This window comes from Sphingomonas longa, assembly GCF_016892685.1.
Lineage (GTDB): Bacteria > Pseudomonadota > Alphaproteobacteria > Sphingomonadales > Sphingomonadaceae > Sphingomonas > Sphingomonas longa.
This window is the reverse complement of the sequence record NZ_JAFEMC010000001.1, coordinates 448,559-462,519: the sequence shown is the minus strand read 5'-3', so window position 1 is coordinate 462,519 and position 13,961 is coordinate 448,559. Positions and strand designations below refer to the sequence as shown.

Genomic DNA, 13,961 nt, shown 5'->3' with positions numbered 1-13,961 from the left:
CAGGCTTTGCGCGCGCCGCGACCCGCCGTATAATCGAGATTGCGTCGGCATGGCGCGGGAGAAGGCCGTGGACAGACGGGATTTCCTTTCGACGGCGCTGTTCGGGATGAGCGGTTTGGCTGTCGGTTCGCAGGCCGGAGCGGCCGAGCCGCGCGTGATCGTCAGCAAGGTGCAACTGCGGGGTTCTCGCGTCGTCATGGCGCTGACCATCGGCGGTCAGGGGCCGTTCGATTTCCTGCTGGATACGGGTGGCGTGCTGAGTTTCATCAACGCCGACTTTGCCGAGCAGTTGAAGATGCAGATCACGGGGCAGACCGCGGCGCGTGGCATCGGCGGGCGCACATACCTGCCGGTCTATCTGGCGAGAGATGTCGTGTTCGGTGGCGGCGCGCGGCAGACTTCTGTGGCTTTCGCCGGGTTGAATGGTGCTTTCCGACTGGGCAGCGACGTGCACGGCGCGGTGGCGGCGGGCTTCCTGACCGCGATCGACAGCGACCTGGATTTCGAGGCGGGCGAGTGGCGCGCCTATCCGGACGGTCGACCGCCGCGCGAAGGTTATGTGCAGATGAAGAATGCGCTCGTCGCCGAGGGGACCGGGCCGCGCGCCGGGTCCCGGCGGCTGTTCGGCGATGCAGCGATCGACGGTCGTGACGGCCGTTTCCTGCTGGACACCGGCGCACCGGGTGGTGTGACGGTCGACAACGCCTTCGCCAAGCGCGTCGGCCTATGGAACGACGCGCGGCCCTGGGCACCGACTCGCCCGTCCGGGATCGCCGGTGCCGCCGGCATCGCCCGGGTGGTGCGCGCCGGTTCGCTCGACTTCGCGGGGACGCGGACGGAGCGGCCGCTGGTGACGCTGCGCGCGGCCAGCGACGGCATCGGGTCTAACCAGAACGGCATCATCGGCCTGGGGGTGCTGCGCCGTTTCAACTTGTCCACCGTCACCAGCACCCGCGACCTGTGGCTGAAGGAGCATCGCGTCGAGCCGCCGGTGCAGGAGCGGTACGGCATGTCCGGTCTGTGGCTGGATCGCGGCGGCGACGATCGCTGGAAGGTCGCGGCGGTCGGTACGGGCAGCCCGGCCGCGGCGGCGGGTATCGCGGTCGGTGACATCGTGGCGGCGGCGGACGGCAGCGACGTACTCCGCCAGATCGGCGGACGGACGGGTGCGATAGCACAACTGACCGTCAGCCGGGGCTCCGCACCGGCGCGACCGGTGGCGCTGACGCTCACGCCGTATCTTTGACGAATATGGGAGACAAGGAGATGGACACGAGCACGACCAGCGGCCGCTGTCATTGCGGGGCGATCCGCTATGTCGCCAGCGGGGAGCCGGCGCATCACACGCTGTGCCACTGCGAGGATTGCCGGCGAAGCGCGGGAGCACCGATGGTCGGCTGGATCGCGTGGCCGGAGGAGCAGGTGACGGTCACCGGAACGCCGGTGGTTTATGCCTCTTCGGAGCATGGCCGCCGGTCGTTTTGCGGCACGTGCGGTAGCGGGCTGTTCTATCGCAACGCCGCGATGCTGCCGGGGATCGTCGACGTGCAGTCGGCGACGCTGGACGATCCGGCCGCCTTCGCCCCCTCCGCCCACATCCAGACCGCGGATCGCCTCGAGTGGACCCGCCGGCTGGAGGCGTTGCCGGAGTTCGCGCACTATCCCGGCTAGGGACGATCGCCGCCCGACATTGATTTGTGTGTCATCAAAGTGTCACCCAAGTCGAGCAGGGATCGTTGCATCATGGCAAGCACCGTTCTGACGGGCGGCGAGTCCGTCTCGCACGCCCGTGGCCCCCGGCTCGACGACCGATTCCCGTTCGCCGGCAAGTGGCTGTTCGCCGCCTTGCTGGTCGGCGGGCTCGGCTATGCCGGGATCAGTATCCTCACGGACACGCAGCAGGTCGGCGAGCAGATCGCGGGCGGAGTGTTCCTCTTCCTCGGGCTGGCGCTGGTGATCGCGCTGGGGTTCGAGTTCGTGAACGGGTTCCACGACACCGCCAACGCCGTTGCGACCGTCATCTACACCAACGCGATGCCCGCGCATCTGGCGGTGGTATGGTCGGGCGCGTGGAATTTCCTCGGCGTCATGGCATCGTCGGGGGCGGTCGCCTATTCGATCGTGACGCTGTTGCCGGTCGATCTGGTGCTGAACCTCGGTTCGGCTGGCGGCTTCGCGATGATCTTCGCGTTGCTGCTGGCGGCGGTGCTGTGGAATCTGGCGACCTGGTATGTCGGGTTGCCGAATTCATCGAGCCACGCGTTGATCGGCTCGATCCTGGGCGTCGGCCTGTCATACCAGCTGCTGTCGGACGGCGGCGGGTCCGGCGTCGACATGGCGCAGGTGACGAAGGTGCTGTCGGCGCTGCTCATCAGCCCGCTGATCGGCTTTGCGGGCGCGTTCGTCCTGCTGCTGGTGATGAAGCGCCTGTTCCGCAAGCCGGAACTGTACCGGGAGCCGGCGGCCGATGCGCCGCCCCCGGTCGGCATCCGCGCACTGCTGATCGGTACGTGCACGGCGGTCAGTTTCGCGCATGGCGGCAATGACGGGCAGAAGGGCATGGGCCTGATCATGCTGATCCTGATCGGCTGCGCCCCGACCGCCTATGCGCTCAACCGTACCGTGCCGGAAAGCGCGACGCCGGCGTTCGTGCAGGCGGCGACCTCCGCCTCCGCCGCCTATGCCGCGCATGGGCAGCCGATGACGTCGGTGGAAGCGGCTCGGGCCCACGTCACCGCGGCGCTCCGAACCAAGAAGGTGGCGGACACCGCCGTCTATGGTGGGCTGGCGACGTTGTCGGACGATGTGGCGGAGCGGATCGGCGGCTATGGCTCGCTCGGCAAGGTTCCCGCCGCGGCGGTACCGAACCTTCGCAACGACATGTATCTGGTGCTGGACACGACCAAGCTGGTGACCGCCGACAAGGGCGCGCAGGCGACGTTTACCGACGCACAGGTCAAGACGTTGAAGGCGTACAACACCGAGCTGGAGCGCGGCACGCGCTACATCCCGCTCTGGGTGAAGATCACCGTCGCGCTGGCGCTGGGGCTGGGGACGATGGTCGGGTGGCGGCGGATCGTCGTGACGGTCGGCGAGCGGATCGGCAAGACTCACCTGACCTACGGCATGGGCGCGTCTGCGGAACTGATGGCGGCGTCCACGATCCTGCTGGCCGAACGGTTCGGCATGCCGGTGTCGACGACGCACATCCTGTCGTCCGGCGTGGCGGGTGCCTCGGTGGCGAACGGTGCTGGCCTGCAGGGGCGCACGGTGCGCAACATGGCGCTGGCGTGGATCATGACGTTGCCAGTGGCGATGCTGCTGTCGGGAACGCTGTACTGGCTGTTGCTGAACCTGACCAAGGCGCTGGGCTACTGATCGTCGATGCTCGCGTAGCGTTGGCGGCGTAGGTTGCCCGCGCTACGGTCGGACGCATGACACCCGCCTCCACCCGCCGCATCCTGCTCGCCAGCCTGACGGGCACGGCGGTCGAGTTCTACGATTTCTACATCTACGCGACGGCGGCGGCGTTGGTGTTCGGGCCGCTGTTCTTTCCGGAGACGAGCGGCGCGGCGCAGGCGATGCTGTCCTATGCCACATTCGGGCTGGCGTTCATCGCGCGCCCGGTCGGCGCGGTGGCGTTCGGCCATTTCGGCGACCGCGTCGGCCGCAAGTCGACGCTGGTCGCCAGCCTGTTGCTGATGGGCGGCAGTACGGTCGCGATCGCGTTCCTGCCGACCTATGCGCAGGCGGGCTGGATCGCGCCGCTGCTGCTGTGCATCGCGCGGCTGGGGCAGGGGCTGGGTCTGGGCGGCGAATGGGGCGGGGCGGCGTTGCTCGCCGTGGAGAATGCGCCGCCGCACCGGCGATATACTTGGGGCATGTTCCCGCCGCTGGGGGCGCCCGTGGGGTTCATCGCCGCGAACGGGTTCTTCCTGGTGCTCGGCGTGTTCCTGACCGACCAGCAGTTCCGCGAGTGGGGCTGGCGCGTGCCGTTTCTCGCGAGTTCGGTGCTGGTGGCGCTGGGTTTGTGGGTGCGGCTTCGCCTGACGGAGACGCCGGCGTTTCAGGAGGCTGCGGCGGCGGAGGCGCTGCCGAAGGTACCGATCGCGACGTTGCTGAGCGGGCATCTGCGCGCGACCGTCGCGGGCACGGCGGCGGTGGTCGCATGCTTCGCGATCTTCTATCTCGCGACGGCCTTTGCACTCGGATACGGAACGCGCACCCTCGGCTATTCGCGACAGGTGTTTCTGGGCGTCGAACTGGCCGCGATCCTGTTTCTCGCTGCCGGAGTAATCGTTGCCAGCGTCATGGCCGACCGTCGCCGGCCGGAACGCGTACTGGCTTTGGGTTTCGCGGGCTGCGTACTCGTTGGGCTGGCGATGGGGCCGATGCTGGGGGCGGGATCGCTGGTGGTGATCTTCCTGTGGCTGGCGCTGGGGCTGTTCGTGATGGGCTTCGCCTATGGGCCGCTCGGCGGATGGCTGCCGGGGCTGTTTCCGGCGGGCGTCCGCTACACGGGCGTGTCGATGACGTTCAATCTGGGCGGCATCATCGGTGGGGCGAGCGCGCCGATCGCGGCGGAGTGGTTGGTCGCGCGCGGCGGGCTGGGGCTGGTCGGTATGTACCTCGTCGCGGCGGGCGTGCTGAGCCTGGGTGGGCTGGCGCTGCTGAGAGGACTCAAGCCGGCAGGGTGATCGTCGCGGCGAGGCCGCCTTCGGGGCGGTTCGTGAGAACGATGTCGCCGCCCGCTTCGCGCACGATCGCGCGGGCGAGGGCCAGGCCGAGGCCGATGCCGCCCGTCTCCCGATTACGGGATGTCTCCAGCCGGGTGAACGGATCGAAGACATGCTCCAGCCGGTCGGCGGGGATGCCGGGGCCGCTGTCCGCGACGACGATCGCGACGGCCGCGGGCAGCCGGTCGATCCGGACGACGGCGGTGCGTCCGTATTTCACCGCATTCTCGATCAGATTGCGAACGGCGCGGCGCATGAGCGAGGGGCGGAGCCGCATCTTCAGTCGTTCGGCCTCGACGAATTCCACGTCGTCGCCGAGGTCGCGAAAGTCCTCCACGACTGCGTCCACGAGCGCGGACAGATCGACCTCGGTCGGCGGTTCGCTGGGCCGGCCGAGACGGGCGAGCGACAGGATGTCATCCAGCGTCCGGTTCATCTCGGCGATCGTGTCGGCCATCTTGTTGCGGTCGGCATCGTCATCGACGGACTCGATGCGGACGCGCAGGGCGGCGAGCGGCGTGCGCAGATCGTGACCGATAGCGCCCAGCATGCGGTCCTTCTCGTCGAGCATCGCGGTGACGCGGTAGCGGAGATCGTTGAATGCGGTGACCAGCGCCGCGACATCCTGTGGGCCGCGGACGGGCACCGGATCGGCCATGTCGCCCGGCCCGAACTGCTCGGCCGCCAGCGTCAGGTCGCGCAAAGGGCGGGCGATGCGACGGATGGCGAGCAGGACCGGGATCAGGACGACGACGAACAAAATCGCCGTCTGGCCGACGAGCCGCCAGATCAGGTCGCTGTCGGTATGTCCCCACGGCATGCGCTGGATCAGCCAGCGACCATCGAGGCGCTGAACGGCGATGACGAGTTCGTCGGCGTCGCGCAGGATGCGCTCGACCCGCTGCGGCGGCATGCGGCGAAGCATCGGGTCGTTGCGGCGCAAGGGGCGGAGCGCGGTGTCGATCCGCCCGACGCGCAGACCGGCATCGTTCAACGCACCGCGCAGTGCGCGGGCCACCTCCGGCTCCGCCATGATCCCGCGCCTGATCGGGCTGACGGCCATCAGCCGGACGCGGCCGCGGTCGGCCGTGATCGGTTTGCCCGCCGCGAGCCGCTCGCTGGCATCGATGAAGCGCGTGGCGGCGGGGCCGGTAATCTGTTCGAGGGCGAACTGACGCCGCTCGCGCAGGAGCAGCGTGAAGTTGATCGCCTGCGCCACGAATAGCGCCAGCACGATCAGCAGGCCAAGCTGGGTCGCGAGACGGCGCGGCCAGAGGCGGGTGAGCACCCCCATCCTCATAGCCGCGTCACTTCGGCCGCAAGGGTGTAGCCGCCGCCCCACACGGTCTTGATGATGTCGGGGTTCTTGGCGTCCACCTCGATCTTTTTACGCAGCCGGCTCACCTGATTGTCGATCGCGCGGTCGAAGGCGGCGGCTTCGCGACCCTGCGTCAGGTCGAGCAACTGGTCGCGGGTCAGCACCTGACGCGGCCGCGTGACCAGCGCGAGCAACAGGTTGAACTCGCCGGTGGACAGCGGCACCGACACGCCCTCGCGATCGACCAGCGCGCGTTCGCCCGATTTCAGGACCCAGCCGGCAAAGGCGTAGGAGCCGCTTTCCGGCGCGTGGTGCCGGGTCGCGCCCGCCTGTGTCCGACGCAGCACGACCTTGACCCGAGTCGCCAGCTCGCGCGGGGAGAAGGGCTTCACGACATAATCGTCCGCACCCATCTCCAGCCCGACGATGCGATCTGTTTCTTCCGCCTTGGCGGTCAGCAGGATGACGGGCACGTCGCTGGTCGCGGCGATGTGGCGACAGAGCGACAGCCCGTCCTCCCCCGGCATCATGATGTCGATGATCGCGAGGTCGATCGCATAGGCGGTCAGCCGAGTTCGAGCGGCCTCCGCATCGCCGGCCTGCGTGACGCGGAAGCCCTGCTTGGTCAGGTACACCGCCAGCGGTTCGCGGATCGAGCGCTCGTCATCGACGAGCAGCAAATGCGGCTGATCTCCCATGATGTCGGGCTGTAGCATGGCCGTAGCCTCCGGAAAGCCTGTGCTTATTCGTCGGCAGGCGGCGGCGGGCGATCACCGCCGCGCATTGCGGAACGGGCAGCGGTCATCTCGGCGCGAGAGACGGTGCCGTCGTGATCCGCGTCGAGCCGGTCGAAACGCTGGGCGGCGCGATCGCGGAAAGCGGCTTGGGTCATGTCGCCGCCACCCATGTAGCCGCCGCCGCGGGAGCCGCCGTCGCGAGGGCGGCCATCCCGAGGACCATCACCGCGGGGCGGGCGGGGCGTGTCGCCGCCGGTGCGGGCAGCACGCATCGCGGCCATGCCGGCGCGGCGTTCCTCGCCAGTGAGCTTGCCGTTGTGGTCGGTGTCCATCGCCGCGAACTGCGCGTCGGCCTGCGCCAGTGCTTCGTCGCGAGTGACGATGCCGTCGCTATTGGCGTCCGCCTGCATCATCGCGCGGGCAGGCGATGGCGGCGGAGCCGGCGGCATCGAGTCGGCAGAGGTCTGCGCCAGCAGCGCGGCGAGGATCAGGGTGAAGGGTTCCATGAAGCGGCTCCGGTCGACGGGGCGGGCTGCCCGTCCGTCGTCACCGTATCGTGGATCCGTGTCGCGGGCATATGTCCACTACGCTGCGTGAGTGTCGCAAGATGTCGCAGCGTCAGCCGAAGATCGCGACGCTTTGCATCTGTTCGGCGATGGGCTGTCCCGCGGCGTTCCAGATCGTCATCGCCTGACTGGAATTGCCCGCCGCGGCATGATCCGTCCGCGCCCGCAACAGCCACCACCCATCGGTCGTGGCGGGAACGGGATCGAGGAGGTTGAGCAGCCACGTCATCGAACTCACCGGGGCTGGCCCGCCGAGCAGCTTCAACGCCGCAGGGGGCAGCGCATCGGCGACGGCGAGCAACTCGATCGTGGGATCGAGCCCGGTTCGATCGGCAAGGCGAATCCAGCGCAGCCACTCTGCGGGGCCTGCTTCCACAGGCGGGTCGAACATCTCGAACTGCTGCGTGAACGGGATCGCCGGAATGCCGCGAAGCAGCGCCGCATCCGCGGGAGGTGGCGGGCACGGTGCCTCTCCGCGACGATGATCGACGCGGCTTTCGATCGGCCGCATGAACACGAATGTCGCACGCAGGCCGAGCCCTGCGTTGCCGGTGACGTCCGCCTGCACGAAGGCGGCGTTGCGTCCGCGTCGAAGCAGCGTGGCCGCGACCGTGACGTCGCCCGCCAACGGGCCGACGAACGCCACCTGCGCCGAGCGAAGCGGGGGCATATCGGGAGCGCGTCGCTGCGCGGCCTGGAGTGCGAGCGCGCTCGATAGTCCGCCATACGCCGTGCGCCCTTGCAGCCACGCATCCGGGATCGTGGCGCGCCAACCGTCCGCTGTCGGCGTCATGGCGGCGATGATATCGGCGAGGCTGTTCATACGGCGGCTTCCCTGGGCAGCCGGCGGGCGGCGACCAGTACGATCAGGCCCGATCCGGCAATCAGCGCAGCGGAGACGAGGAACGCCGCGCCGTCGAACCCCGCCAGGGCACCGGTCGCGAGCGCCTGTGCCGCGATCAACGGGCCGATGATCTCCGCCACGCTGGTGATGCTCGACAGCCCACCTTGCAATGCGCCCTGCCGGTCTGGACCGACGATGCGGCTGACGAGACCGGACAGGGCGGGGTAGGCGAACGCTCCGAACGCGCCGACGAGAAAGAAGGCATAGACCTGCCAGCCCGCGGTGGCGAAGGCGAGCGCCAGCATGGCGGTGGCGGAGCAGGCCATTGCGATCGCCGCCGCACCGAGTTCGCCGAAGCGCTTCACGGCCGGTCCGGTCATCGTCGCCTGCACCAATACCGTCAGCAGCCCGACCCAGGCGAGCGACCAGCCGATCGCTCCGGGGCTCCAGCCGAAGCGGATTGCCGCCCAGAACGACCAGGTCGCGGGATAGACCATGCTGCCGAGCTGCCACAGGAACCATGCGATCAGGATCGGAGTGGCGTTGCCCGCCGCGAACAGAGGGCGGAATGCGCCCACGACGTTGGCGTCGCGCAGGTGGAAGGAGCGGCGGTTCTCGGGAGCGAGGGTTTCCGGCAGAAACGCGATCATCGCTGCGGCGTTGGCGAAGGCCAGCACCGCGGCGAGCAGGAACGGGGCGCGCGGACCGAACCCGGCGACGAGGCCGCCGAGCGCCGGGCCGATCATGAAGCCGATCCCGAACGCCGCGCCGAGCAGGCCGAACGAGGCCGCACGCTTGTCCTCCGGCGTGACGTCGGCGATCACCGCGCTCGCGGGACCGTAGGTTGCGCCCGCTATGCCGGCGACGATGCGGCCGACAAGCAGCCAGCCGAGCGACGGCGCAACCGCCATCAGCAGATAGTCGAGCCCGAACGCCAGCATCGACAGCACCAGCACCGGCCTGCGCCCGAATCGGTCACCGAGTTGCCCGAGCACGGGGCCGGCGAAGAACTGTGCGACGGCGAACGCCGCGAGCAGCCAGCCGCCGATCCGTGTCGCCTCCGCCAGCCCGACATGGCCGAGTTCGGTTACGAGAGCGGGCAGGACCGGCATGACGATGCCGAAGCCGATCACGTCGATCACCGCCGCAGCGAGCACGATCGGAACGGCGCGGTGGCTGAATTGCGGCATGGACGATGCTTAACCGCAGACATCGCGTCGGAACAGGTCGCCCGACAAAAAGCGGACGAAGGGCCGGACCTTCAAAATACCCTTAACGTCCCAACGGGATACGGTCGTTTATTCACCATCTTCATCGCTATCCGTCCGCCGTCGAACCGGTCTAGCGACAGTGTCAGGGCGGAGTTTACCGCACCAACGAACGGTTCGACGGGGATTTGACATGATGAAGCGTGCAGCAATTCTGGCGGCGATGACGCTGGCGACCGTGGCGGCTCCTGCCGTGGCGGGAACGGTCACGGTCGGCAATTACGACAGCGGCAATTGTTATCCTGTCAGCTGCTTCGCTGGCGAAAGCTATGGCGGCGGTGGCTCGCTGTATCAGCAGGTCTATACGGCATCGGCATTCACGTCGCCGACGACGATCGGCTCCGTCAGTTTCTTCAAGTCGTCAGGTGGCGTGATGGACAGCGCGACCTATGACATCGCCTTCTATCTGTCGCCGAACGCGGCGGGATCGCTGTCGACAAACGCCGCTAGCAACCGCGGCGCGCTGTTGTCGAATTTCGGCAGCTTCTCGGTTTCCGGCGCGATGCCGGACACGCTGACCTTCGACGGCAGCCGCTTCACGTACGATCCCTCGCTCGGCAATCTGCTGATGCAGGTGTCGGTCACCGGCCTGACGACCTCCGTCAGCTACTCGTCGTTCTTCCAGGCGGACGGTTCCAGGCTCCAGACCGAGCGGCTGTACCAGTACGCCAACGGCGAAACCTACACGGGCGGCAACGCGCTCGTCACCAGCTTCGGTGCCGGCGCCGTGCCGGAGCCAGCGACCTGGGCGATGATGATCGGCGGCTTCGGCATGGTCGGTGGTGCGATGCGCCGCCGCAAGACCGTCGGCGTGCGGTTCGCCTGATCCCGAGCGGCCATCGGCGAACTGCCGATGGCCGTCGGTTACAGCGCCGTCCGGACGGTCAGCAGTTCCGGGAAGAAGGGCGTTTCCAGAACCTTGGCGAGATAAGCCACGCCGGCGGTGCCGCCGGTGCCGGCCTTGAAGCCGATGACGCGTTCGACCGTCTTCAGATGGCCGAAGCGCCAGAGCTGGACGCGGTAGTCGAGATCGACGAGCTTTTCGGCGAGCTCGTACAGGTCCCAGTGTCGCGCCGTATCCGCGTATACGGCGGCCCACGCACGTTCGACGTCGGGATGCGGCGCATAGGGGTTCGTCCAGTCGCGTTCGCAGCGGTCTTCGGCGATTGCGAATCCTCGGCGGGCGAGTAGCCGGATCGCCTCGTCATACAGGCTGGGGGCGGCGAGGTCGGCAGCAAGCACCGCGTGGACGGCGGGTTCGGCCGCGTGCGGCGCGAGCATCCCGGAATTCTTGTTGCCGAGCAGAAATTCGATGCGGCGATACTGGTCCGACTGAAAGCCGGAACTGGTGCCGAGTTTGCCGCGCATCATCGCGTAATCGGCCGGCGTCATCGTCGCCAGCACCTCCCACGACTGGATGAGCTGCGCCATGATCCGGCCGACCCGCGCCATCATCTTGAACGCCGGGCTGAGTTCGTCGCGCGCGATGTGGTCGCGCGCGGCGTGCAGTTCGTGCAGGCACAGCTTCAGCCACAGTTCCGACGCCTGATGGATCGTGATGAACAGCAGTTCGTCATGCGCGTCCGACAAGGGCGACTGGCAGTCGAGCAGGTCGGGCAGGCGCAGATAGCTGCGATAGGTGATGCGGGTCATGGACCCGACGCTATCGCGCGAGACGATCGTCGAATAGTCCGAACAACAGGGTCGATGCGTAGAGCGCGATCGCGGTCGGGCGCGGCATCGTGGTCGCCCATTTGCGCATGTCGAACGCCGCGTTCTGAAGCGCCATCAGCGCCTGCGCCGCCACCAGTGCGTCGACCGGGCGACAGGACCCCTCCGCGATGCCGTCCATGATGATGCCCGCGAAACGGCGCGCGATCCGATCCGACCGATCGACCATCGCGCGCCGCTCCCCCGGCGGCAGGCCGCTGAGTGCGGTCGTGCGCAGCAACGGTGCGCGTTGCGAGAACTGCACGTCGAGCAACGTCGCGATCGTGCTCGACAGGCGGTGCCAGTGGGTACCCCCGACCGCGTCCGCCTGCGCCTGCGCGGCGGCGATCGTGTCGAAGCTGCGGCGATAGCAGGCGACGACCAGCTCGTCCTTGGCATCGAGATGGTGGTAGAAGCTGCCCTTGGTGACATTCAGTTCCGACGCGATCCGCTGGACCGACGCGCCGCGATAGCCGAGTTCGTTGATCAGCCGCGTCGCCGCCAGCAGGAACGCGGCGCGGCCGGGTTCGCGCTCGTCATGATCGAGGTCGAGGATGTCCGGGCGCCAGTCCGCATCCTTGCCGGCGATACCGTGCGCGAACACGTCCATCAGTCGCGCCTCGATCCGGTCGTACTGGTCGAGATCGTAGCGTTGCAGCCAGAGCGACAGCCAAAAGGTGTTTTCCAGCAGGACGTGCGCGCGTGCGCCAGCGAGGTCCTTGTGTACGCGGTCCTTCGGTTCGCCCCACAGCGCGCGCGTCTCTCGGAACACGCGTTGCCATCCCGCGAGCAGGCGCGACTTGATCGGGTCCTCGGTGGCGCGCAGGTCCGACAGGACCGCGAACGCGGTTTCCTCGCCGCGCTGGATCGCGGCAAGGCGCGTCATGTTGAGCGACAGGAAGCGGGCCACGCGCGCCTGCGGCGTTGCCTCCTGCATCGCGTCCGCCAACATCTCCGACAGACGTTCGAGCGTGTTCTCGAATGCGGCGGCGGCAAGGTCTTCCTTGCGCTTGAAGTAATAGGTGACGCTGGTGGTGTTCAGACCGACGCGGCGGGCGACGTCCGCGAAGGTCATGCCCTTTGCCGATTGCTCGTTGATCGCATCGGCGGCGGCGGCGAGGATCGCGTCGCGCTTGGCGCGAAACCGCCGAGTTCCTGCTTCCACCTCGTCGTTCGGCTGTTCGCTGGCCCCCATCGCATCGCTTCTATCAGCATCGTTTGGAAGAAACAGTCCCTTTCGTGATGATCCATGTACGAGAGGAAATGCTTGGCCGCGACCGCTTTACCGAAGATGCGGTATGGCCTAAGTCGAAGCACAACACGACCTTAGGAGAGGCATGCGATGGACTTCACGCTGACCGAGCGCGAAACCTGGTTCCGGGACCGGGTGAAAGCGTTCATCGACGCCGAGATTCGCCCCCGCCACGCCGAATATCAGCAGCAAGCCCATGAGGGTGAGCGCTGGAAAGTGCTGCCGGTGATCGAGGAGGTCAAGGCGAAGGCGAAGGCGGCGGGGTTGTGGAATTTCTTCATGCCACCGCGGTCCGGGCGGGCGCATGTCGATGACAGCTTCGAGTTCCAGGGCACGCAGCTGTCGAACCTGGAGTATGCCCTGTGTGCCGAGGAGATGGGCAAGATCGGCTGGGCGAGCGAATGCTTCAACTGCTCCGCGCCAGACACGGGCAATATGGAGGTGTTCGAGCGGTACGGCACGGCCAATCAGAAGGAACGTTGGCTCCGGCCGCTGATGAACGGCGAGATCCGCTCCGCCTTCCTGATGACGGAGCCGCAGGTCGCATCGTCCGACGCGACGAACATCCAGACGGCCATGGTGCGCGACGGCGACCATTATGTCGTGAACGGGCGCAAATGGTGGTCGTCGGGGGTCGGCGATCCGCGCTGCAAGGTGGCGATCCTGATGGGCAAGACCAGCTTTGAAGGGTCGCGTCACCAGCAGCAGTCGATGCTGATCCTCGACATGGACACTCCAGGCGTGACGATCGACCGGATGCTGTCCGTTTATGGCTACGACCACGCGCCGCATGGGCATGGCGAGGTGTCGCTGGTCGATGTGCGCGTGCCGGTGGAGAACGTGCTGCTGGGCGAGGGGCGCGGCTTCGAGATCGCACAGGGGCGGCTGGGGCCGGGACGCATCCATCATTGCATGCGCACGATCGGCGTCGCGGAGACGGCGATCGAGTCGATGGCGAAGCGGCTGCTGAGCCGCGTGGCGTTCGGCAAGCGCATCGCCGACCACTCGGTGTGGGAACAGCGGATCGCCAAGGCGCGGATCGATATCGAGATGACGCGCCTGCTGTGCCTGAAGGCCGCCGACATGATGGACAAGGCCGGCAACAAGGCGGCGCAGCTGGAGATCGCGATGATCAAGGTCGCGGCGCCGACGATGGCGTTGCAAATCCTGGACGACGCGATCCAGGCGCATGGCGGCGGCGGCGTCAGCGGCGATTTCGATCTGGCGCACGACTGGGCCGCGATGCGGACGCTGCGCTTTGCGGATGGGCCGGACGAAGTCCACAACCGGTCGATCGCCCGCGCTGAGTTCGGGAAGCATGCCGACTGGAAGGCCGAGGTTGCGCCGCGGTGAGGTTGGCGGCGTGAGGTACCTGCTCGGCCAGAAACCGTGACATCAAGCCGCTTCGATCCGCTAGCCGTCACCCCAGCGAAAGCTGGGGTTTCCTTGAGGAGCGGTCAGCCTTCCCCGCAAGGAGACCCCAGCTTTCGCTGGGGTGACGGATCGGCGGATGATGGATCTGCATGAAAC

The 13,961-nt window shown here is 67.6% G+C and carries 13 protein-coding genes; 6 read left to right on the top strand and 7 right to left on the bottom strand.

From position 1 onward, the window contains the following. Positions 1 to 67: 67 nt before the first annotated feature. From ILT43_RS02240 to ILT43_RS02225, 4 genes are all read left to right on the top strand, one after another. The gene (locus ILT43_RS02240) at positions 68 to 1,246 is read left to right on the top strand and encodes an aspartyl protease family protein (RefSeq protein ID WP_204193807.1); all 1,179 of its coding nucleotides are present in this window, start codon (positions 68 to 70) and stop codon (positions 1,244 to 1,246) included. Positions 1,247 to 1,266: 20 nt separating this feature from the next. After that, positions 1,267 to 1,671 (top strand): GFA family protein, encoded by a 405-nt coding sequence (locus ILT43_RS02235; RefSeq protein ID WP_204193805.1) that lies wholly within the window; start codon positions 1,267 to 1,269, stop codon positions 1,669 to 1,671. Positions 1,672 to 1,743: 72 nt separating this feature from the next. Next, positions 1,744 to 3,378: an inorganic phosphate transporter gene (locus tag ILT43_RS02230; protein ID WP_204193803.1), complete on the top strand. Its 1,635-nt coding sequence runs from the start codon at positions 1,744 to 1,746 to the stop codon at positions 3,376 to 3,378. Positions 3,379 to 3,434: 56 nt separating this feature from the next. Further along, positions 3,435 to 4,697: an MFS transporter gene (locus ILT43_RS02225; RefSeq protein ID WP_204193801.1), complete on the top strand. Its 1,263-nt coding sequence runs from the start codon at positions 3,435 to 3,437 to the stop codon at positions 4,695 to 4,697. Here ILT43_RS02225 and ILT43_RS02220 read toward each other — a convergent pair. The 5 genes from ILT43_RS02220 to ILT43_RS02200 all read right to left on the bottom strand — a co-directional run bounded on the left by ILT43_RS02220 (position 4,681) and on the right by ILT43_RS02200 (position 9,391). Then, the gene (locus tag ILT43_RS02220; protein ID WP_239473852.1) at positions 4,681 to 6,030 is read right to left on the bottom strand and encodes a sensor histidine kinase; all 1,350 of its coding nucleotides are present in this window, start codon (positions 6,028 to 6,030) and stop codon (positions 4,681 to 4,683) included. The two genes, ILT43_RS02225 and ILT43_RS02220, sit on opposite strands and share 17 nt — an antisense overlap. Positions 6,031 to 6,032: 2 nt before the next feature. Beyond that, entirely contained in the window at positions 6,033 to 6,752 is a 720-nt protein-coding gene (locus ILT43_RS02215; RefSeq protein WP_204196095.1) for a response regulator, read from the bottom strand. A 44-nt stretch (positions 6,753 to 6,796) separates the two neighbouring features. Continuing rightward, a complete protein-coding gene (locus ILT43_RS02210) occupies positions 6,797 to 7,297 on the bottom strand; it encodes a hypothetical protein (protein WP_204193797.1) in 501 nt (166 codons plus the stop codon). A 112-nt stretch (positions 7,298 to 7,409) separates the two neighbouring features. Further along, positions 7,410 to 8,180 (bottom strand): acyl-CoA thioesterase, encoded by a 771-nt coding sequence (locus ILT43_RS02205; RefSeq protein ID WP_204193795.1) that lies wholly within the window; start codon positions 8,178 to 8,180, stop codon positions 7,410 to 7,412. Beyond that, entirely contained in the window at positions 8,177 to 9,391 is a 1,215-nt protein-coding gene (locus ILT43_RS02200) for an MFS transporter (RefSeq protein ID WP_204193793.1), read from the bottom strand. The genes ILT43_RS02205 and ILT43_RS02200 overlap by 4 nt, the downstream gene beginning before the upstream one ends. A gap of 211 nt (positions 9,392 to 9,602) precedes the next feature. On the opposite strand from ILT43_RS02200, the gene ILT43_RS02195 reads away from it, so the two are divergent. After that, positions 9,603 to 10,295 (top strand): PEPxxWA-CTERM sorting domain-containing protein, encoded by a 693-nt coding sequence (locus ILT43_RS02195; RefSeq protein WP_204193791.1) that lies wholly within the window; start codon positions 9,603 to 9,605, stop codon positions 10,293 to 10,295. Between the two features lie 38 nt (positions 10,296 to 10,333). Here the strand turns inward: ILT43_RS02195 and ILT43_RS02190 are convergent, their stop codons facing one another. Next, positions 10,334 to 11,122 carry a tryptophan 2,3-dioxygenase gene (locus ILT43_RS02190; RefSeq protein WP_204193789.1) on the bottom strand — a complete coding sequence of 263 codons (789 nt, stop codon included), beginning with the start codon at positions 11,120 to 11,122 and terminating at the stop codon, positions 10,334 to 10,336. A 10-nt stretch (positions 11,123 to 11,132) separates the two neighbouring features. Continuing rightward, entirely contained in the window at positions 11,133 to 12,374 is a 1,242-nt protein-coding gene (locus ILT43_RS02185; protein ID WP_204193787.1) for a TetR/AcrR family transcriptional regulator, read from the bottom strand. Positions 12,375 to 12,521: 147 nt separating this feature from the next. Between ILT43_RS02185 and ILT43_RS02180 the strand changes: the two genes are divergently transcribed. Then, entirely contained in the window at positions 12,522 to 13,784 is a 1,263-nt protein-coding gene (locus ILT43_RS02180; RefSeq protein ID WP_204193785.1) for an acyl-CoA dehydrogenase family protein, read from the top strand. Positions 13,785 to 13,961: the final 177 nt, after the last annotated feature.